This window comes from Pseudofrankia coriaricola (genome assembly GCF_001854805.1).
Taxonomy (GTDB): Bacteria; Actinomycetota; Actinomycetes; order Frankiales; family Frankiaceae; genus Pseudofrankia.
This window is the reverse complement of record NZ_MBLO01000114.1, coordinates 1-20,776: the sequence shown is the minus strand read 5'-3', so window position 1 is coordinate 20,776 and position 20,776 is coordinate 1. Positions and strand designations below refer to the sequence as shown.

The following is a 20,776-nucleotide window of genomic DNA, read 5'->3' as shown; positions in this document are numbered from 1 at the left end:
TCACGGTGAAACCGGTCGCCCACAGAGTCGTTCCCAAGGGCCGGTCATCAGAGAACGGCCCGGAAGGAGCAACTCGATGACAGCCGCGGTCAACGCGCATGGTCTGGTCAAGGCGTTCGGCGACGTCCGAGCCGTCGACGGCATCGACCTTGACATCGGTGAGGGCGAGATCTTCGGCGTGCTCGGCCCCAACGGGGCCGGTAAGACGACGATGCTGAAGATGCTGGCGACGCTACTCAAGATCGACGAGGGCGAGGCGTCCATCTTCGGCGTCGACGTCCGCCGGGAGCCGCACCGGGTGCGGCAGCTGATCGGCGTCACCGGCCAGTACGCCTCCGTCGACGAGAACCTCACCGCCACCGAGAACCTGTGGATGTTCGGGCGCCTGCAGGGCCTGAGCTCGCGCCGGTCCCGGGACACCGCCGCCCAGCTGCTCGAGCAGTTCGGTCTCACGGACGCCGCGGACAAGCGGATCGCGCAGTTCTCAGGCGGGATGCGGCGACGGCTCGACCTGGCCGCGAGCCTGATCACCCGGCCTCCGCTGATCTTCCTCGACGAGCCGACCACCGGCCTCGACCCCCGCACACGCGGGCAGATGTGGGAGACCATCCGCGACCTGGTCGCCAGCGGGTGCACCGTCCTGCTGACCACGCAGTACCTCGACGAGGCCGACCAGCTCGCCGGCCGGATCGCGGTGATCGACCGCGGCCGCAAGGTGGCCGAGGGCACCCCGGACGAGCTGAAGACCTCGGTGGGCAACCTGACGCTGCAGCTGCGCCTGGCCCCGGGCGCGGACTTCTCCCTGGCCGCGGACGTGGTGCGCCGCCAGCTCGGCGAGGAGCCGGTCCTCACCCCGGAGTCCGGGCAGCTCAACGTCGCGCTCGAGACGGCCGACCGGGTGGCCGACGTGCTGATCGGGCTGCGCCAGGCCGGCGTCCACATCGCCTCGGTGGGCGTCGACAAGCCGACGCTCGACGAGGTCTTCCTCGCGCTCACCGGCCACGACACCGCCGAGGACGAGAGCGAGCAGCCGGACGCGACCGTGCCCGGACCGATGCGCAAGGAGATCCCACAGGAGGTGGCCCGATGACCACGATCACCATCGACTCCCGCGCGGCGGTCGCCCGCGCCCAGAGCCGGCCCAGCCCGGCGGACACGTTCCGCCAGATCATGACCATGGCCTGGCGCGCCACCAAGAAGATGCGCCGCAACCCGGAGCAGTTCTTCGACGTGACCCTGCAGCCGATCCTGTTCACGGCGATGTTCGCCTACATCTTCGGCGGGGCGATCTCCGGCAGCGTGAAGAGCTATCTGCCGCTGATGATCCCCGGCATCCTCGCGCAGACGGTCCTGACGACCAGCATGGCCACCGGCACGCAGCTGCGCGAGGACATCGACAAGGGCGTCTTCGACCGGTTCCGGTCGCTGCCGATGGCCCGGATCGCTCCGCTGGCGGGGCCGATGGTCGCCGACCTGCTCCGCTACACGATCGCGGCGACGATCACCTTCGGCATGGGCCTCGCGCTCGGCTACCGGCCCGGCGGCGGCGTGCTCGGCGTGGTCGGCGCGATCCTGCTCGCGGTCATCACCGGCTGGTCGCTGGCCTGGGTGTTCACCTGCCTCGGCACCGTCGCGCGCAGCGCCCAGAGCGTCCAGGGCATCTCCATGATGATCATGTTCCCGTTGACGTTCCTGTCGAACGCGTTCGTGCCCGTCGACACCCTGCCGGGCTGGCTGGCCGCGTTCGTCAAGGTCAACCCGGTGTCCCACCTGGTCTCCGCCGACCGGGACCTGGCCAACCACGCCCACGTGTCCGTTGAGGCGGGCTGGACGCTGGTCGCCTGTGTGATCGTCATCGCGGTGTTCGCGCCGCTGTCCGTCAAGCTCTACAAGCGGCACCTCTAGAGGACCGAGGGTGCGCGGCAACGCCCCGCTCTCGCGGACCCCGCGGACGCCCCCGCCGGAGTCACGGGAGGCGATGGTGGTGGCGGTGGTGGCGGGCTCAGCCGGCCTGGCCGACGAGGCGACGTGCCTCGCCGGTCAGGTCGGGCCCACGCCGGACGCCGTACTCGGCGCGCAGCTCGGCGATCCGGCCGGGCTCGCGCTCCTCGGCGCAGGACGCGATCTTCTCCCAGGACATCGTCGGAATGGTCCGGCTGTACGCGAACCGCTCGGCCAGCACCAGCAGCCGCACCGCCTCGGCCGGTGGCATCGCGGACCGCAGCAGACCCCATACCCCCAGCGCGAACAGCGCCATGCCGCACACCGGGTAGTCGAGGTAGGGGTCGACCAGGCCCAGGACGCGCTCCGTCCGGGCCAGGCACCCGCGGAACACCTCCGCCCCCTCGGCGATCTCCTCGCCCGTGCCGTGGTACGCGAGCGCGGTCAGCAGGCTGGCGTCGGCGAACATCAGCCAGGGCTCCACGCCGGTCGGCCGCTGACCCGGAAAGACGAAGGCGCGCATGCGCGTGGAGGCCCGCCGGAACGCCGCGAGCCCGGCGGCCACGTCGCCCCGCGCGAGCGCGACCTCCCCCGCGACCGTCCCGAGCGCCAGCAGGCCACCGAGGACGTTGTCCGACTCCAGGAGCCGGTTCACCGTGTGGACGTGCTGGTCGGCCTCGTCGAGGCGGCCGGCGGCCACCGCGCACAGCCCGAGGACCGAGCGCAGCTGGATCTGGTCGTCGAGGGCGCCGAGCCGTTCGAGCACCGGCAGCGCGGCCTGCGCGTGCGGGCGGGCGATGGCAGGATGCCCCAGCTGCATGTGCAGGCCGGCGAGGTGCGCGTGCAGCATCGCCACGGCCCACGGGCCCTCGGCCGTCTCCCGCACCAGCGCAAGCGCCCGCTCGGCCGCGTCGATCGCGGCCGCCGGGTCGCCGGCGTTCTCCAGAAGGTAGCTGCGCCACTGCAGCGCGGCGATCGCGACGGACGGATCCGGGGAGGCGACGAACTCGTCCAGCCGCACATCCAGGCGGGGTTCGGCGTCGGGCCGATCCGGGTCGAAGGCCAGCAGCACCGTCGCCATGGCGTTGATCCGCGGGTCGCCGCGGTCGTCCGTCCCGAGCCGGACGAGCAGTTCACGGACCGGCCTGGCCCGGTCCCCCGGCGTCCCGATCATCGCGTTCTGCAGCACGATCACCATGGCCGCCCGGGTCTTGTCGGCCAGCTCGTCCGGTGGTTGCCAGCCGGCCACCACCTCCGCGACGGTACCGGCCAGCGTGGCCACCCTCGCGTGATCGCCACGCAACGACCACAGCCCGCCCAGGCCGCGCAGCACCTCGACGACGACCTCCCGGTCGGCGTGGGCGAGCGCGTGGCGCAGTACATCCGCGAGGTTCGCCTCCTCCTCGCCGAGCGCGTCGATGCCGGCGAACTGGTCCGGCCCGAACAGCAGCTCCGCCGCGCCGGCGGCGTAGCGGATCGCCCACTCCCGCCGCGCCAGCAGCGCCTGCTCCTCCTCGCCGGCCTGGGTGAGCCTCATCCGGCCGAACTCGCGCACCGTCTCCAGCATCCGGTAGCGGACGCCGGCGCTCGTCTCGGCGACCGTCAGCAGCGACTGGTCGACCAGCGCCTGCACCGCGCCGAACGCGTCCTCGCCGAGCACCTCCTCGGCCGCGGCCAGCGTCACTCCGCCCTGGAAGACCGCCAGCCAGCGCAGCGCGCGGCGTTCCGGGTCGGTCAGCAGGTTCCACGACCAGTCGATGACGGCGAGCAGGGTCTGGTGCCGGTCCGGGGCGTTCCTGACCCCGCCGCGCAGCAGGGCGAACCGGTTCTCCAGCCGCCGGCTGATCTCCTCGACGGACATCATGCGGGCCTTGGCGGCGGCGAGCTCGATGGCCAGCGGGAGGCCGTCCAGGCGGGTCACGATGTCGGTCACGGCCTCGTCGGGAAGCTGGACGTCGGGCCGGGCCGCGACGGCTCGCTGCCGGAAGAGCTCGCCGGACTCGGTCTCGCGCAGCGAGCCGAGCGGGTAGACGCGTTCCGCGCTGATCGCGAGCGGCGCGCGCGACGTGGTGACCACGCGCAGGTCGCTGGTGGTGGCGACGAGGAACGCGACCAGGTCGGCCACGGCGTCGACGAGATGCTCGCAGTTGTCGAGGATCAGCAGGCTCGGCGCCGCGCTGAGGTGCTGGGCGATCCGCCCGCGCACGTCGGCGAGCTGCTGGGGTGTCAAAGTCCGGCGACCGTGCACCGAGTCGCGCACCCCCAGCGCCGAGCCGACCTCGCCGATCAGGTCCTCCGGCGAGGTGACTCCCACCAGCCCGACGAAGTGCACGACCGGCAGCTCGACGGACCGGCCGAGCACATGTGCCAGCCGGGTCTTGCCCAGCCCGCCCGGGCCGACGATCGAGACCACGCGGGCCGTGTTGACGAGCGCGGTGAGCTGCCTGAGGTCATCCGTGCGCCCGATCAACGCGCTCGTGTCGTAGTGCAGGCCCGCGCGCACCGGCTCGTCGAGGCGGAGCAGCTCCTGGTGCACCCGCTCGAGCCCGGAGCCAGGGCTGACGCCGAGCCGCTCGCGAAGCTCGGCCCGGTATCTCTCGTACCGGTCGAGCGCCGCGCCCGCGCCCCGCACCGCCGCCTCGCTTCGCAGCAGGCAGACGAGCACCGCCTCGTCCGAGGGATCTCGGTCGAACGCCTCACCCAGGCGCGGCAGCGCGGACGTGTGCTCTCCGCTCAGGCTCAGCGCGCGGCCCAGCAGCCCGGCGAGCTCCGCCCGGTGCGCCGAGGCGCCCCGGCGCAGCTCCGCCAGCGGGTGGTCGTCCCCGTCCTGGGCCGCCGTCCGCGCCTCCGTCAGCGCCATGGCCTCGGTCGCGACCGCGCGGGCCGCGAGCACGTCGCCGGCCGCGAGCAGGCGCCGTGCGCGCAGAGTCAGGTCTCGCAGCCGTAACGCGTCCACCTGGTCGACGGGGACGCCGAGCCGGTAACCGTCGCCGTCCCGGACGACGGCGTCCGGGCCGCACTGGGCGCGCGTCCGCGAGATCAGGACCTGCAGCGCCTTGCCGGCGTTTCCCGGGCCGTTCTCGCCCCAGACCGCCTCGGCCAGCCGGTCGCTCGGCACCGCCTGGCCGCCGCCGACGACCAGGGCGGCCAGCAACGCCTGCGGGCGCTCGCCGACCACCGGCTGACCGCGCCAGCGCACGCGGTCGAGGACGGTCAGGACGATCGGCACCCGCTCAGTCTAGGGAGGGCCAGATCAGCCGGAGGCCTTGTCAGCTCCCCCAGATCCTCGCTGGCACCGACATCGGGCGCCGCCAGCAGCGGCGCCGGTCAGGCGGTGGGGACCGAGGCGTGCCCGTCGAGCTGGGCGAAGTAGGCGGCCATCGCGTCGGTGTGCGTGGGGAACACGAGCGGCCGCGGCTCTGTGAGCACCAGCCACTCCGTGGTCTCGTCCGTGGCGGTCACCGGCGGCAGCTCGGCCCACGGCCGCTCCGGCAACAGGCCGAACACCAGCAGGACCCCGCCGTCCCGGCCGCTGTGCACGTCGAACAGCCGCACGTCGGCCGCGTCCGCGAGGATTCCGGTCTCCTCACGCAGCTCCCGGACCGTGGACTCCCGCCAGACCTCGCCGACCTCCATGAAGCCGCCGGGCAGCCCCAGCTCACCACGACCGGGGTCGATGTCGCGGCGTACCACCACCAGACCGCGCCCACCCTCGGGCATGACGACGGGCAGCAGCGCCACCGCGACCGGAGTCGGATTGCGCCACGTCGTCTCACCGCAGGCGGCGCACACCCGTGGCCACGTCGCGTCGGGCCCATACCTCGTACCACAGTACGAGCAGAACGAATTCTGCATGGGCCCCGACCATAATCGGTCCACCCTGGATGCCGCGACCGGCGACGGAGCAGCCCGACGGCGAGAGCGCTCGCCGGTGCGCCGCACAGCCGCCCCCAAGGGCGCACCCAGGTCACCGAATGTGCTCTAGCACACCCTTTCCGTCATGTGGCATAACGCATAGTGGTGACGACGTTGAGGGGAATGTCATAGCCTGACATTGGCTTTCGGGCGGCGGTGCCCTCCAGGTGGGCAGCGGGCCCTTGAGGCGACTGGACACGTCCGGGAGGTCCGATGACCGCGCCGCTGCTTCCCTCTCAGCCGTTTCAGTTGCCCCCGCCCTCGGGCCAGCCGCGGGACGGCGCTCGCCCGGCGCCGGGCCCGCGGGCCGGCGGCGCCGGGGACTCGGGCAGACCGGAGGACGCCGGGGAGGGCTCCAGCGAAGGCAGGGTCGCGTTCGTCCTGCAGGGCGGGGGCAGTCTCGCCGCGGCCCAGGTCGGCATGCTGCGGGCGTTGACCGAGGCGGGCATCGTCCCGGACCTCGTCGTGGGCGCCTCGGCCGGCGCGCTCAACGCCGTCGCGTACGCCAGTGACCCCACCGTCGAGGGCATCGAACGGCTCGCCGGAGTATGGGCATCGATGCGTCGCAAGGACGTGGCGCCACTGTCCCCCCGCGCGTTGGTGGGTGGCCTGATCGGCCGGCAGGACGGGCTGGCCTCCAGCACCGGGCTGCGCCACCTGCTGGAAAGCGGGCTGGTGGTGTCCCAGCTGGAGCAGACGGTCATCCCGGCCCACGTCGTCACCACCGACCTGGCGACCGGGCACCCGGTCGTGCTCTCGAACGGCGACGCCGTCGAGGCCCTGCTGGCGACCTCGGCCTACCCGGGTGTCTTCCCCCCGGTCACCATCGAGGGGCGACGGCTCATCGACGGCGGCGTGAGCGCCGACACGCCGGTCCGGCAGGCCGAGAGCCTGGGGGCGACGACGACCTACGTGCTGCCCTCGGTCGGCCCGACCCCGAGCGCCGCCACCCCCGAGCTCGTCCCGCGCGGGGCGTTCGCGCTGGCGCTGCGCGCGGTCAACCAGATCCTCGGCAACGCCGCCTGGGCCGACATGTCCGCCGTCCGCGGGACCGTGTACCTGCTGCCCACACCCGGCTCGGCGACCGTGAACCCGTTCGACTTCCGCGGCACCCGGAACCTGATCGCGGGCGGCTACCGGCTCACCGTGGACTGGCTGCGTGATCCGGCACCGGTCCCGGCGCCGTCTCCGGCCCCATCGCCGGCCTGGCTCCGCCGCACGATCACGGCGCCAGCGCCCGGACTGGCCTGACGGCCACGGCCACCGCGGCCGCCATGGATGCCTGGTGCCGCTTCAGCGAACGTTCGCCCCGCGGCCTGCTCCAGCAGGTCAACGATCAGTCAGACGCTACGCGTCACCGAACTTGACGCGGCCGGGCCGCTGCCTCGTCGTCAACGTGGAATACCCGGGGCTCAGCTGCGTCATCGCCGGTCCCTGGCCGAATCACCGGCCGCTGGCCGACGCGGCCTGGCCGACGCGGCCTGGCCGGCGATGTCGCGCCGGGAGGAGCCGAGGCGGGCGGGGCCATGGAGGTGTTGCGGCCAGACGGCGCGGCGAACTCGCGGCGAACTCGTTGAAGGGGCGCCGTCGCATTGAGCCAAGGCCGGCATCGCGGATTTGGGCTGATTCCTCGGTCCGCTCGTTCTCCCGCCGCGCCTCTGCGCCGCAGGCTACGCACACCGCCCCGTCGGATCTCGGTCGCCTCAGCGGCGCGTCAACGCCTGAACTGTTTCGGAATGCCCGCTCCGGAGCCCACCGCGGACCGGGCAGCCGCATTCCGGGCGCGCGGGATGTGACGCGACGGACGCGACGGACAGACCCGCGACCAGCGCTTCGGCGGTGCGCGGGGCCGAACGGGAGGTATCGGATGGACGGCCTCGCCGCCGGGCCGCCGATCCGCGGTGTTTACCCCCGATGCTCCCGGGTACCGCAGCGGACGTAGCAGGCGAAACGTAACAGGCAGGCAGTGATCATACGGAGGTTGCGCCGTGTCGGCATTGGGATGGACCATTCTGGCGCTCTGTGTGATTGCGCTGGCTGCGGTCGCGCTCGTGTTCGTCCACCGTATCGGCCGGCCCGGAGGCGGAACGCATATGCTGCGCCGCCGGTTCGGCCCGGAATACGACCGCGCGGTCGAGCAGAGCGGTGACCGGCGCACGGCCGAGCTCAAACTCGCGGAAATCGCGCGCCGCCGCGACGAACTCGACATCCGCCCCCTCGACGACCGCGAGCGCGCCGGCTACGTCGCCCGCTGGGACGGGCTGCAGAGCCAGTTCGTGGACGACCCGGCCGAGGCCACCCGGCAGGCGGACCTGCTCATCGCGGACGTAATGCGGACCCGCGGCTATCCGGAGGCGGGCTTCGACGAGCGCGTCGAGCTGATCTCGGCCGACCGTCCCGAGGTCGCCGGGCCCTACCGGCAGGCTCAGGCCGCGGCGTCCAGCCAGGTCAACGGTGGGGGCACCGAGAAGCTGCGGTCGGCCTTCGTTCAGTACCGGGAGCTGTTCGCGTGGCTCGTGGACGGCTCGGAGCGGGCGAGGTTGCAACGGGCGGGCGCCGAAGACCGTGGCCGGCCCCCGGCCATGTCCGGGATTCGGCGACGCGCCGCCGTCCCGCCCGCGGCCGGGCACGAGTCCGTCCGCCGGTGGGCGAAGGAGCCGACAAGCCCCGATGCCGACGCCGGCATGGCGGGCATGCACCGCCCGCCGGCCCATGAGCCGCGCGTGCGGCCCTGAGCGAAGGAGCCGGGCGGGAACCCCCGCCAGCATGACCCCGAGGAGGACGCGATATGAGCCTGTTCGAACGACGACCATCCGCGGACGAGGCGGCGTCCCCGAACACGCCCAGGCCCGTACCGACGAACCAGCCAGTGCCCGCGGATACCACCGCGGAGCATCGGATCGTGGCCCTGGACGGGGCGATGGTGCCGACTCCGCAGGTCTCGCCCCCCGGCATTCGTGGCGCCACCGGCGACAGCCGCGCGGATGAGCCGGCGGCCGCGGGTCTCCCGGGTACCCGGGCATTCGACAAGGCGAACGCGCCTGAGGCCGGCACCGACGTGGACGACACCGGCACCGCTGCCGACACTCCTGTCGGCACCGACTCCCGCGCCCGCACCGATGCTGGCACCCCCGTCGGCGTCGGCACCGCCGCCGACACCGACACCGACTCTGCCGCCGACACCGACATCGCTGCCGACAAGGGCACCGCGGGCGACGGGCAGTCTGGAGCCTGGCGGCAGGTGCTGCTGGAGTTCGTCGACCATCCGCGGGAGGCCGTCGAGAAGGCCGATCGACTCGTCGACGACGCCGTGCGGACGCTGACCGAACGGATCAACCGTGAGCACTCGGGACTGCGGGACGCGTGGCACACGCACGGCGAAGCGTCCACGGAGGACCTGCGCCGGGCACTACGCGGCTACCGGGACTTCTTCGAGAAGGTCCTCAGCAATCGCTGAGTACCCGACCGACCGCCCGACCGTCCCATTGACCTGACGCGTCGCCATCCCACGCCCCGTCCAGGCTCGGACCACAGGTCCCGCCCGGCCGGGGCGTCGGCGTTGCATCCGCGCCGTCGAGCCGCCCTGGTTCCGTCATCGTCATCGTGCTGGCGGTCCGCTGGTAGTGCCGGGGCCTACGTAAGCTCAGGGGCAAGCCCTGTGGAGATGCCCGGTCCCGGGTAACGGCCCCTGGGAGGGGCGATGCTGGTCGTGCACGGCGTCCGCGCGGCCACCGGCGGGGTCCGGCTGTGGGCCGAGGACACGCGGCGATGGGGCCAGGCGCCGCGAGGAAGCGACGGCGGGCCGTCACCCCATCCCTTCGCGGCCCGGCCCTCGGAGCTGGCGCCGTTCGTCACCGGCGGATCCGCCGCGGCCGGGCAGCTCGCCGTGCTCCTGCCGAGCGCGGCCACGGGACCGCTGGCGTCGCCGGACCTCGCGGCCGCGGTGGCCGACGCCGCGCCTGGGCCTGGCGGGGAGGGGGCGGATGCCCACAGCCCGGTCCTCCGCCGCTGGCTGGTCGACACGATCCGCCTGGATGCCCCGCTGGCACTCGGCCCACCGCGGGAGTCGGGCGAATCGTTCCAGCTCGGGGCCTCCGCGCTGTTCCTGCTGGCCGTCGACGCGTTCGCGGCAGGTCTGGTCGACCGTGGCCGGGTCCTTCCGGCGGTCGGGTGGGACGGCGCGCAGCCGCTGGCACACTGGCGGCCGGTCCTCACCGGGCCGGACGCCGAACGGTTCGACGAACTGACCGCCGCCATGCCGCCGGCGTTCCGGGCCGCCGGCGAGGACGCCGCCGCCGGGAACGATCCGGCCGAGGCACTGGGCGCCACGCTCGACGATCTCGTGGACGCCCACGCCCGCGGCCGGCTTCGGCGGGCCCGCCTTGTGCCAAGGGCCCCGGCGGACCCGGCGGCGCCCAGGGCACGGCGCTCGCCGCTGGGCAGCGCGACGGCCGGCTGGCTGCGGGCCCTCGGCGGCGAGCCGCGCTTCACCACCGCCGCCGGCACCACCGCGGGCGCCGCGGCCGGCGAGCTCGCCGCGAAGGTCGGTGCGTGGCATTCGGGCGGCACCAGGGCGTGGCCGGTGCGGGTGTGCTTCCGGCTGGGCGAACCGGGCGCCCTGTCGAGGACGGCCCCGGGCGACGACGAGGCCTGGCGGGTCGACTTCCTGCTGCAGGCGGTCGAGGACCCCGGTGTCCAGGTGTCCGCCGGCCAGGTCTGGCGGCGTCGGCCCGCCGGGCCGGCGGCGTGGGCCACCGACGCCGAGGAGTCGCTGCTCGCCGGGCTCGGGCGGGCCGTCGCCGTGTGGCCCGGGCTCGGCCGGGCCCTGCGCGAGGCCCGTCCGACCGGAATGGACCTGACCCTCGAACAGGCACAGGAGTTCCTGGGCGTGACCGGTGCCCTCGAGCAGGAGGGCTTCGGGGTGCTCGTGCCGTCCTGGTGGACGCGGCCAGTCCGGCCGGCGCCCCGGCTCACCGTGCGCGCGGTGAATCCGGTGACGCCGATCCTGCGTGACATCACGACGGACCTCGGCCAGATCGTCGACTTCCGCTGGGCCGTCAGCCTGGGCGATGTCGAGCTCAGCCGCGCCGAGCTCGACGGCCTGGCGGCGGCCAAGGCCGAGCTCATCAAGGTCAGGGGCCGGTGGACCCGGGTGGACCCGGGCACGCTGGCCGGGCTCGACCTGGCTCGGCAGTCCGCCGGCGGCCGGATGACCGTCCGGGACGTCCTCGCCTACACGGGTCTTGGCCCCGGCTGGGACGGTGACGAGGCCTCCGGCGCGGAGGTCGAGGTGGCGGCGGACGGCTGGCTCGGCGCACTGCTCGCCGGCGCGGACCGCCAGCCGGGCGCGGGGCCGCCGCCGCTGGTCGAGCCGCCCGCCGGCCTGGGCGTGCGCCTGCGCCCCTACCAGGCGCACGGCCTGGCCTGGCTCGCCCTGCTCGACCGGCTCGGGGTCGGCGCGCTCCTCGCCGACGACATGGGCCTGGGCAAGACCATCCAGGTCCTGGCGCTGGAGCTGCTCACCCGGGGCACCGCACAGGGCGCCGCCCGCCGCGAGCCCACCCTCGTCGTCTGCCCGGTCTCGGTGCTGGGGAACTGGCTGCGAGAAGCGGAGCGGGTCGCGCCTGGCCTGGGAGTCCATATCCACCACTCGGCCCACCAGCCGCGGAACGTGGCGATGGCCGATGCCGCCGCCGGGCATGACCTGATCCTCACGACCTACACGCAGCTCGCCCGCGACGTCGACGAGTTCCGCCCGGTCGCGTGGGAGCGGCTCGTCCTGGACGAGGCACAGCAGATCAAGAACTCCGCGACCGCCCAGGCCCGCGCGGTCCGCCAGCTGACCGCCCGCCACCGGATCGCGCTGACCGGCACTCCGGTGGAGAACCGGCTCGGCGACCTCTGGTCGATCATGCACGTGGTCAACCCGGGCCTGCTCGGCTCGGCCAGCTCGTTCCGCGCCCGCTACGCGGTGCCGATCGAGCGCTACGGCGACACCGACGCGACCATCCGGCTGCGCCGGCGGATCCGCCCGGTCGTGCTGCGCCGGGTGAAGACCGACCCGTCGGTGCTGCGTGACCTGCCGGCGAAGGTGGAGCTGCGCCAGCTGTGCACGCTGACGACGGAGCAGGCGTCGCTGTACCGGGCGGTCGTCGACGACATGATGGCGCGGCTGCGGGACGCCTCGTCCCCGGTGCGCCGCAACGGCGTCGTACTCGCGGCGATGACGCGGCTCAAGCAGGTCTGCAACCATCCGGCCCACCTGCTCGGGGACGGCTCGGCGCTGCCCGGCCGGTCCGGGAAGCTCGCCCGGCTGGAGGAGGTGCTCGCGCAGGTTGTCGCGGGCGGCGAGCGAGCGCTCTGCTTCACCCAGTTCGCCCGCTTCGGCGCCATGCTCGCGCCTTACCTGTCCACCCGGCTCGGGGTCGAGGTGTCCTTCCTGCACGGCGGCCTGCGGGCCACCGAGCGGGACGCGCTCGTCGAGCGCTTCCAGACCCGGCGCGGACCGGGCGTGTTCCTGCTCTCCCTCAAGGCCGGCGGCACCGGCGTGAACCTGACCGCGGCGAACCACGTCATCCACATCGACCGCTGGTGGAACCCGGCGGTGGAGGCGCAGGCGACAGACCGTGCCCACCGCATCGGGCAGCGGCGCGACGTGTGGGTCCAGACGCTGCTGTGCATGGGCACGCTCGAGGAGCGCATCGACCGGATCCTCGCGGACAAGGCGGCGCTGGCACGGACCATCGTCGGCGGTGGGGAGAGCTGGCTGGCGTCGCTGTCCACCGACGAGCTGCGAGATCTCGTCGCACTCGCGCCCGAGGCCGTCCATGACTGACCCGGGCGCCCGCGGGGGCGGCGGAGGCCGCGGCCATCGAGGCGGGCGGGCCTGGTGGTCGTCCCGGTTCCTCGCGCTGATCGAGGGCATGAGCCTGCCCGATCCGCTGCGTGCCGGTCGCGTCCTGGTACGCACCGAGGCCGTGCTGAGCGTGCGGCGATCGGGCAACCTCGTCGTCGCGATGGTCCGCGACCAGGGCGAGGACCTGCACAAGGCCCGGCTCGCCGTCCGGACGTTCGGCGACGCCGACTGGCGCCGCGTCGAGGACGCGCTCGCGTCCGAGGCGCGGTACGCCGCCGCGCTGCTGGCCGGCTCGATGCCGGCGGGTATCGAGCCGGCCTTCGCCGCGCTCGGGCTGTCCCTCTTCCCCACCCGTGCCGACGACCTCGCGATGGACTGCACGTGCTCCGACTGGCAACGGCCATGCGCGCACCTCGTGGCGGCCTGCCACCAGCTCGCCGACACGATCGACCTCGACCCGTTCGTGCTCCTGGCGCTGCGCGGCCGGGAGCGCGACGCCCTCCTGGGGGAGATCCGACGCCTCCGCCCGCACCCCGCCGCCCGCGCGGGACGCGGCACGCGCACCTTTTCCTGGCCGGCGGGACCGGGATGGCCGCGGGCGGAACCGGGCCCGCCGGACACCCCGACGATGGCGGCGACGACGGCGACGGGCCCGGCTGACGAAGGCGCGGAGCCGCTCCCCCGGTCTGTCTCCGCGTTCTGGTCATCACCAGTCCCGGCCGATCGCCGGGGCGCCGCATCTGATCGACACGCGCCGGCGGCGCGCCCCGACATCCTGCTGGAGTTGTGCGGGCCACTGGCGGTGGAACCGTTCGGCGACCTCCGCGAGGCGCTGCGCCCCGCATACCAGCTCTTCACGGCACAGCGACGAGCGACGAGCACGCAGGACACGCCGAGAGACCCAGGCTGACCCCGCGGGTGCGGGGTGGGGAGTCAGGCCACCAAGTGGGTCAGCACGCAGCTGTACGCGCCCCCGACCCCCGACGCCAGGTCAGCGTCTACGGCGCCCTCGCCCGCAAACCCTGATCCCGCTTTCCTCCGGCCCCAGGCCCAGGGGCTCAGGCATGTTCTCGCCTTGTACGGGTTGGCGACCGCCCAGATGTCCGCGCCGCGTCGCGGGACGCCTCTGGGCCCCGGATCGCGAACAAGACTCCGCGTCTCGCCAGCTTCCTGCCCGATTTCGGGCAGGAAGCTGGCTTTGGCGCCCGACGGGCCGGCATCGTGGCCCGCATGCCCGTGTCGCTGCCCGCCGACCTCGTCGCTCACGTGGCCCAGACGACGGACCTGAGCCAGGCCGAGGCGGCCCGGGTCGTCGCCGATGTTCTCGCCTACTACGACGAGACGCCCGACTGCTGGGTCCGCCGCCGGCACCGCGAGCTGCAGCGCCAGGGACTGACCAACGACACGATCTTCGGGCAGATCGGCCGGGAGCTGGCCGACCAGCGGTTCCGGTCCGACAGCCTGACCTCGCGGCAACTGCGTCGCCTCGTCTACGGCTGAGGACCTCCCTGCTCAGGACATCTCGACGTCCACTAGCACCCCGGAAGGGGCAGATCACATGTGCGGGATCGTCGCCTACATCGGCCGCCGGCCAGCCGTCCCTCTCGTCGTCGACGGGCTGCGGCGGCTGGAATACCGCGGCTACGACTCGGCCGGTCTCGCCATTCCGGACCGCGGCGACAAAATGGCGGTGCACAAGACGGCCGGCCGGGTCGACGACCTCGCCGCGCGGCTGCCGAAACGTCTGACGGCGACGACCGCGATCGGGCATACCCGCTGGGCGACCCACGGCGTGCCCAGCGACGTCAACGCGCACCCGCATCTCGACACCGCGGGCCGGGTCGCGGTCGTGCACAACGGGATCGTCGAGAACGCCGCGGAGCTGCGTGCCCGGCTCACCGCGGAAGGCGTCGTGTTCGCCTCCGACACGGACACGGAAGTGCTCGCGCACCTGATTGCCCGAGAGTTCGCCGCGGGTGAGCGGGGACTCGCCGACGCGGTCCGGATCACGCTAGGCCACATCGCCGGTACGTACGGCATCGCCGTGCTGGACGCGACCCGGCCCGACGAGATCGTCGTCGCCCGCAACGGCAGTCCGCTGCTGCTCGGCGTCGGCGAGCGCGAGGTACTGGCCGCCTCCGACCTGTCCGCGCTGGTGACCCACACCCGCCGCGTCGTCCACCTTCAGGACGGCGACCTGGCCGTCCTGCGCGCCGGCGGCTACGAGGTACATCGCGACGGTGCGCCGGCGAGCCGGGTGCCGGAGGTCGTCGACATCGAGCCGATGGCCTACGAGCTGGGCCCACACCCGCACTGGATGCACAAGGAGATCCACGAGCAGCCCGCCGCCGTCGAACGGGCACTCACCGGCCGGATCGACGACCGGTTCGCCACTGCGCACCTCGGCGGCCTCGGCCTCTCCCCCCGGGAGACGAGGGAGATCCGCCGGGTCGTCATCCTCGGTTGTGGCTCTGCCTACCTCGCGGGCCGGCTCGGCGCGCAGCTCGTAGAGGAGATCGCCCGCATCCCCGCCTCCGCCGAGCCGGCCGCCGAGTTCCGCTACCGCAATCCGGTCATCGAGCCGGACACGCTGTACGTCGCCGTCAGCCAGTCCGGGGAGACCTACGACACGCTCTCCGCGGTCCAGGAGGTCCAGCGCAAGGGCGGCCGGGTCGTCGGCGTGGTCGGCATGGTCGGCAGCGCGATCGCCCGGGAGTGCGGCAGCGGCATCTACCTGCACGCCGGGCCGGAGGTGTCGGTGACGTCCACGAAGACCTACACGGCGACCGCGGTCGCCTTCGCGCTGCTCGCGCTTCACCTGGGCCGGGTGCGGGATCTGTCACCCGCGGACGGGCGGCGGCTGATCGCCGGGCTGCGGGCGCTGCCCGGCCAGATCGCCGAGATCCTCGCCTCCGAGAAGCAGATCCGGGAGGTCGCGGCCCGCTGGGCCTCCTACCCGGGAATGCTGTACGTCGGCCGGGTCCGCGGCGCGGTCGTGGCCTCGGAGGGCGCCCTGAAGCTCAAGGAGGTCGCGTACCTGCACGCCGAGGCCTATCCGGCGTCCGAGCTCAAGCACGGCCCGCTCGCGCTGATATCCCCCGACCGGCCCGTCGTCGCGGTCATCCCCGACGACGAGCTGCGGGACAAGAACCTGGGGACGGTCGCCGAGGTGAAGGCACGCGACGGCCGGGTCCTCGCCGTCGGCCATGACCCCGAGCTGAAGGCGGCCGCCGACGAGGTGCTCGTCGTCCCTCGGAACGAGCCCGAACTGGACCCGGTCCTCCTCGGCATCCCCCTGCAGCTGCTCGCCTACCACGCCGCCGTGACACTCGGCCACGACGTTGACCGCCCCCGCAACCTCGCGAAGTCCGTCACCGTCGAGTAGCCCACCGGCGGTCGCGTCGACGACGGCACAGTCGGCGACGTCCAGGAGTCGTGAGAGCTCTACCTCCGCGCCCGTCTACCGCTGCCGCCCCGTCGCTGTCGGTTCGGTGGTCCCAGTCGCGGCCCAGGCCGAGGCGGTTCGGCTTCCGGCTTCACCTCCGTAGCGGGGCGTGGGCGAAGGTGGTGATGCCCTCGGTGAAGGAAACCGCCGCCTGGTAGCCGAGGAGCTCGCGGGCGCGGTCGGACGAGGCGACGATGTGCCGGACGTCGCCGGCCCGGTACTGGCCGGTGACGACGGGCACAGGCCCGCCGAAGGCGCGGGACAGTACGCACGCCATCTCGCCGATGGTGTGGGCCTGCCCGGAGCCGACGTTGACCGGTACGAGCCGGCCAGGCATGGAACTGTGCCGCAGCGCAGCCACGTTGGCGCGGGCGACGTCGTGGACGTGGACGAAGTCGCGGAGCTGGCCGCCGTCCTCGAACACCCGGGGTGGCTCGCCCCGTTCCAGGGCGCTTCGAAAAATCGACGCGACGCCGGCGTAGAACGTGTCCCGAGGCATCCGCGGGCCATAGACGTTGTGGTAGCGCAGCGCCAGAACGGTGCCACCGGTGGCCGCGGCCCAGGCGGCCGCGAGGTGTTCCTGAGCGACCTTGGTGGCCGCATAGACACTCCTCGGGTCCAGCGGCGCGTCCTCGGTGACAGGCGTCGATCGCAACGGGGCACCGCAGCATGGGCAGGGCGGTTCGAACCTGCCGCCGTCCAGGTCGGGTGGCTGCCGGGGGCCGGGGCGCACCGGCCCGTCGGCCGCGCAGCGATATCCACCTTCGCCGTAGACGACCATCGAGCTGGCCAGTACGAGCCGCCCTATGCCGCGGCGGGCCATCGCGGCGAGCAGGACCGCGGTGCCAAGGTCGTTGTGGGTGGTGTAGACGGGCAGGTCGTCAAGATCGACCCCGAGGCCGACCATGGCCGCCTGGTGGCAGACGGCGTCCACCCCGTCGAGCGCCGCGTCCACCGCGGTCTGGTCGGTCACGTCCCCGGTGATGAACTCGGCGGCGTCGTTGACTGAGGGTTTCGTGCGGTGCACGGCTGGAAGCAGGGCGTCGAGCACCCGTACGGCATGACCAGCGTCGACCAGTGCGTCGACGATATGGGAACCGATAAAGCCGGCGCCGCCGGTGACAAGGACCCGCATGTCCGCGACGCTAGCGGCGCTGGGGCCCGCCGGATCTTACGAGCCGCGGAAGCCTGCTCCTCCCGAGGAGCTCCCGAGGAGCTCCGGAGGAGCTCAGGCGGCCGGGAGGGCGACGACGAAGCGGCAGCCGCCGTGCTGGTTGTGGACGGTGACGTCGCCGCCGTGGGCCTCCACGATGCCTCGGACGATGGCCAGCCCGATGCCGGACCGTACCCGCGGCTGATGAGGATGATCGCCACCGTCACCCGGGGTACGCGCGGTCTCCCCGCGGAAACCGAGGTCGAACAGCCGGGGCAGGTCCTCGGCGGGGATGCCGCCGCACCGGTCGGCGACCGCGACGATCGCCCGGCTGTCGTCCGCCGCGCCCTCCCCGCCGCCGCGTGCCGCACCGCCCGCCCGCTCGACCTGGACCTCGACCGTGCCGTCGTCGGGGGTGTGGCGGATGGCGTTGACCAACAGGTTGATCAGCGCCCGGCCGACCTGGGTGGCGTCCGCGTCGACATAGACGGCGTCGTCGGCGCTACCGGTGACGACGACCCTCCTGGCGCGGGCGATGGGATCGACGGTGGCGACGGCGTCGGACACGATGTCGGCCAGGCAGACCTTCTCCAACGCCAGCTCGAGCGCTCCAGCCTGGAGCCGGGCGAGCTCGAAGAGGTCGTCGACCATGCCGGTCAGCCGCTCGGCGTCGGCGAGCATCTGCCGGTGGTAACGCGCCGTCGTCCCGGCGTCCGTGACCAGGCCGTCCGAGAGCGCTTCCGCCGTGGCCCGGATCCCGGCCAGCGGCGTGCGCAGGTCGTGGCTGATCCAGGCCACCAGTTCGCGCCGGCTGGCTTCCAACGCGCGTTCGCGTTCGCGCGCCTCCACGAGGCGAACGTGTGTCGCGTCGAGCGTGCGTGCCAGGGCGGTCAGCTCGGCCGTCGGGACCCGGTCGGCCCGCTGGTAGACCGGGCCGCCCAGTGTGTCCGCCGCGCGGGTCAGTGAACTGGTGGCCGCGACGACCGGCCGGCCGAGGCGCACCGCGGATGCGGCCGCGACCACCGCGGAGACGGCGACGACGATCAGCACGACCCGTAGGTCGTGATGCGAGAGGAACATGGCGCGGGCGGTACCGGCCACGCCGGCCGCGACCGCCAGGATCGGAACGACGCAGAGCACGCCCGCGGTGGCCCACAGCGGCCGGGCGCGCAGCAGGCGAAGCAGCGGGACACCAGTCAGCGCTGCCACCGCCGAGCAGGCCAGGGCGATTCCGACGACCTGCAGGTCCGCGCTCATGACAGCGTCTCCCTCCTGGCGAACGGCAGGACCTACCCACCGGCCTTCTGGCCGGCCTGCCGGGACCTACCCGTCGGCGGCGTGGGACCGGCCCGCGGGATCTGGGTCAGCCGCGGCCGGCGGGTCATATCGGTAGCCGACGCCCCACACGGTGACCAGCAGCCGTGGGGTCGTCGGGTCGTCCTCGATCTTCTCCCGCAGTCGGCGGATGTGCACGGTGACGGTCGACGGGTCACCGTAGGTCCAGCCCCATACCTGTTCCAGCAGCTCAGCCCGGGTAAGGGCGCGGCCGGGGTGGCGCAGCAGGAACACCAGCAGGTCGAACTCACGGACGGTGAGCCCGAGCGAAACGCCGTGGCGGGTGGCGGTGCGGGCGGCCGCGTCGACGACGAGGGTGCCGGCACGCAGGACCCCGGCCCCGGCCGGCGGTGGCTCGCTCGCCCGGCGCAGCACGGACCGTACCCGCAGCGTGAGTTCTCGTGGGGAGAACGGCTTGGTCACGTAGTCGTCCGCGCCGCACTCGAGGCCGGCGATGCGGTCGCCCTCCTCGCCCCGCGCGGTGAGCATGATCACCGGGATGGGGGCCCGCTCCCGCAGCCGGCGGCAGACCTCGATGCCGTCGAGACCGGGGAGCATCAGGTCCAGGACAACCAGGTCGGGGGCGGTGGCCTCCGCCATCCGCAGTGCCGCGAGCCCGTCCGCGGCCCGGTCGACGTCGAAGCCGGCGTTGCGCAGGTAGCGGTCGACGACCTCGGCCACAGTGGCGTCGTCATCGACGACGAGGACACGGGGCACACCGTCACCATAGGTCGCCGGAGCCCGATACGGACCGCGCCGGGCAGGCCGTCACAGGTTCGTAAGCAGACCTAGGCCCGCCCTCGAGTGATGGTCGCCTGCCTGCCGGATTTCCTTATTCGGTAAGGGTCGATGTTGGCGGACGGTCACTAGAGTCGCGATCATGCTCACGCAAAGTCACCAGGGGTCGGTGTCGGTGGACGTCGTGCTCCCCTGCCTGAACGAGGCCGAGGCACTGCCCTGGGTCCTCGACCGGATACCACCCGGATATCGCGCCGTCGTCGCCGACAACGGCTCCCGCGACGGTTCGGCGCGGCTGGCCCGCGAGCGGGGCGCCGTGGTCGTCGACGTGCCGCAGCGCGGCTACGGGGCGGCGGTGCAGGCGGGCCTGCTCGCGGCGGACGCCGACGTGGTCTGCGTATGCGACGCCGACGCGTCGCTGGATCCCGCGCAGCTTCCCCGGCTCCTCGCCGAGCTGGTGGCCGGACGCGCCGACCTCGTCCTGGGACGCCGCCGGCCGACCTCCGCCCGGGCCTGGCCGCCGCATGCCCGGATCGGCAATGCGATCGTCGCCCAGCGGCTGCGCCGTCGCGGCGTCGGAGTCCACGATCTCGGGCCGATGCGGGCCGCGCGCCGTGAGGAGCTGCTGCGCCTGCCGGTCACCGACCGCCGCTTCGGCTACCCACTGGAGCTCCTGCTGCGCGCCGCCCAGGCCGGCTGGCGCATCGTCGAGACGGACGTCGACTACCACCCCCGGGTCGGCCGGTCGAAGGTGACCGGGACGCCGCTCGGCACTGCCCGCACGGTGCGGGACATGACGGCCGCGCTGGCGAGTCTGCGGTGACCTCTCATCAGTGGCCCGTGGAGCCGGCTCCCGCGGTGACGTTGCTGGTGGTGGCGAAGGAACCGGTCCCCGGCCGGGTGAAGACCCGGCTGACGCCGCCGTTCACCCCGGCTCAGGCCGCGGCCGTGGCCGAGGCGGCCATCGCGGACACGTTGACCGCCGTCGACTGTCTTACCCGGCTTCCCGGCATCGGGCCGGTCAGGCCCGTGCTCATGCTCGACGGCGCGGTCGGCCCGTGGCTGCGGACGCCGATCGAGGTGGTCCCGCAGGCCCCGGGACCGTTCGACGCCCGGCTTGCCGCCGCGTTCGACGCCGCCGCCGGCCCAGCGCTCCTCATCGGCATGGATACCCCACAGGTGACCCCGGCGCTGCTCGCCGACGCCTGCCGCGCGCTGGCCCGCGCGGACGCGGTGTTCGGCCCCGCCGCCGACGGCGGGTGGTGGGCGCTCGGCCTGCGCCGCCCCGACGGCCGCCTGCTGCGCGGTGTCGCCACCTCCCGGCCGGACACCGGGGCCCGGCAGCGGGAACGACTGGCCCAGGCCGGCCTGCTGGTCACGACGCTGCCTGTCC

The 20,776-nt window shown here is 73.5% G+C and carries 16 protein-coding genes; 11 read left to right on the top strand and 5 right to left on the bottom strand.

Annotated features, from left to right (window positions below; all coding sequences use genetic code 11):
• Positions 1–76 precede the first annotated feature (76 nt).
• Positions 77–1,090, top strand: a complete 1,014-nt coding sequence (locus BCD48_RS16845; RefSeq protein ID WP_071049349.1) for an ATP-binding cassette domain-containing protein — start codon at positions 77–79, stop codon at positions 1,088–1,090.
• The gene (locus tag BCD48_RS16840) at positions 1,087–1,905 is read left to right on the top strand and encodes an ABC transporter permease (protein ID WP_071049348.1); all 819 of its coding nucleotides are present in this window, start codon (positions 1,087–1,089) and stop codon (positions 1,903–1,905) included. Before BCD48_RS16845 ends, BCD48_RS16840 begins: the two co-directional genes overlap by 4 nt.
• Before the next feature lie 97 nt (positions 1,906–2,002).
• On the opposite strand, the gene BCD48_RS16835 is transcribed toward BCD48_RS16840, so the two are convergent.
• Both BCD48_RS16835 and BCD48_RS16830 read right to left on the bottom strand, forming a co-directional pair.
• On the bottom strand, positions 2,003–5,170 hold the full coding sequence (locus tag BCD48_RS16835) for an ATP-binding protein (protein ID WP_071049347.1): 3,168 nt from the start codon (positions 5,168–5,170) through the stop codon (positions 2,003–2,005).
• 98 nt (positions 5,171–5,268) lie between these two features.
• Positions 5,269–5,733 carry an NUDIX domain-containing protein gene (locus tag BCD48_RS16830; protein ID WP_241841785.1) on the bottom strand — a complete coding sequence of 155 codons (465 nt, stop codon included), beginning with the start codon at positions 5,731–5,733 and terminating at the stop codon, positions 5,269–5,271.
• A 336-nt stretch (positions 5,734–6,069) separates the two neighbouring features.
• On the opposite strand from BCD48_RS16830, the gene BCD48_RS16825 reads away from it, so the two are divergent.
• The 7 genes from BCD48_RS16825 to glmS all read left to right on the top strand — a co-directional run bounded on the left by BCD48_RS16825 (position 6,070) and on the right by glmS (position 16,097).
• Positions 6,070–7,107: a patatin-like phospholipase family protein gene (locus BCD48_RS16825; protein WP_071049345.1), complete on the top strand. Its 1,038-nt coding sequence runs from the start codon at positions 6,070–6,072 to the stop codon at positions 7,105–7,107.
• Positions 7,108–7,844: 737 nt separating this feature from the next.
• Complete coding sequence (locus BCD48_RS16820; protein WP_241841784.1) at positions 7,845–8,591, top strand: hypothetical protein; 747 nt, start codon at positions 7,845–7,847, stop codon at positions 8,589–8,591.
• A 53-nt stretch (positions 8,592–8,644) separates the two neighbouring features.
• Positions 8,645–9,313, top strand: coding sequence for a hypothetical protein (locus tag BCD48_RS52280; RefSeq protein ID WP_198543276.1), 669 nt, complete (start codon positions 8,645–8,647; stop codon positions 9,311–9,313).
• Between the two features lie 243 nt (positions 9,314–9,556).
• Positions 9,557–12,691, top strand: coding sequence for a DEAD/DEAH box helicase (locus BCD48_RS16810; protein ID WP_071049344.1), 3,135 nt, complete (start codon positions 9,557–9,559; stop codon positions 12,689–12,691).
• Positions 12,684–13,622 carry an SWIM zinc finger family protein gene (locus tag BCD48_RS16805; RefSeq protein ID WP_071049343.1) on the top strand — a complete coding sequence of 313 codons (939 nt, stop codon included), beginning with the start codon at positions 12,684–12,686 and terminating at the stop codon, positions 13,620–13,622. Before BCD48_RS16810 ends, BCD48_RS16805 begins: the two co-directional genes overlap by 8 nt.
• A gap of 320 nt (positions 13,623–13,942) precedes the next feature.
• Positions 13,943–14,212: an HU family DNA-binding protein gene (locus tag BCD48_RS16800; protein ID WP_071049447.1), complete on the top strand. Its 270-nt coding sequence runs from the start codon at positions 13,943–13,945 to the stop codon at positions 14,210–14,212.
• A gap of 58 nt (positions 14,213–14,270) precedes the next feature.
• On the top strand, positions 14,271–16,097 hold the full coding sequence (gene glmS / locus BCD48_RS16795) for a glutamine--fructose-6-phosphate transaminase (isomerizing) (RefSeq protein WP_071049342.1): 1,827 nt from the start codon (positions 14,271–14,273) through the stop codon (positions 16,095–16,097).
• A 151-nt stretch (positions 16,098–16,248) separates the two neighbouring features.
• Here glmS and BCD48_RS16790 read toward each other — a convergent pair whose 3' ends face one another.
• The 3 genes from BCD48_RS16790 to BCD48_RS16780 all read right to left on the bottom strand — a co-directional run bounded on the left by BCD48_RS16790 (position 16,249) and on the right by BCD48_RS16780 (position 19,362).
• A complete protein-coding gene (locus BCD48_RS16790) occupies positions 16,249–17,292 on the bottom strand; it encodes an SDR family NAD(P)-dependent oxidoreductase (protein ID WP_071049341.1) in 1,044 nt (347 codons plus the stop codon).
• A gap of 93 nt (positions 17,293–17,385) precedes the next feature.
• Positions 17,386–18,567 carry a sensor histidine kinase gene (locus BCD48_RS16785; RefSeq protein ID WP_071049340.1) on the bottom strand — a complete coding sequence of 394 codons (1,182 nt, stop codon included), beginning with the start codon at positions 18,565–18,567 and terminating at the stop codon, positions 17,386–17,388.
• 66 nt (positions 18,568–18,633) lie between these two features.
• Complete coding sequence (locus BCD48_RS16780; RefSeq protein ID WP_071049339.1) at positions 18,634–19,362, bottom strand: response regulator; 729 nt, start codon at positions 19,360–19,362, stop codon at positions 18,634–18,636.
• A 163-nt stretch (positions 19,363–19,525) separates the two neighbouring features.
• On the opposite strand from BCD48_RS16780, the gene BCD48_RS16775 reads away from it, so the two are divergent.
• Both BCD48_RS16775 and BCD48_RS16770 read left to right on the top strand, forming a co-directional pair.
• Positions 19,526–20,206: a glycosyltransferase family 2 protein gene (locus BCD48_RS16775; protein WP_071049338.1), complete on the top strand. Its 681-nt coding sequence runs from the start codon at positions 19,526–19,528 to the stop codon at positions 20,204–20,206.
• Positions 20,207–20,256: 50 nt separating this feature from the next.
• A partial coding sequence (locus tag BCD48_RS16770; RefSeq protein ID WP_071049446.1) for a TIGR04282 family arsenosugar biosynthesis glycosyltransferase occupies positions 20,257–20,776 on the top strand: 520 nt, incomplete at its 3' end.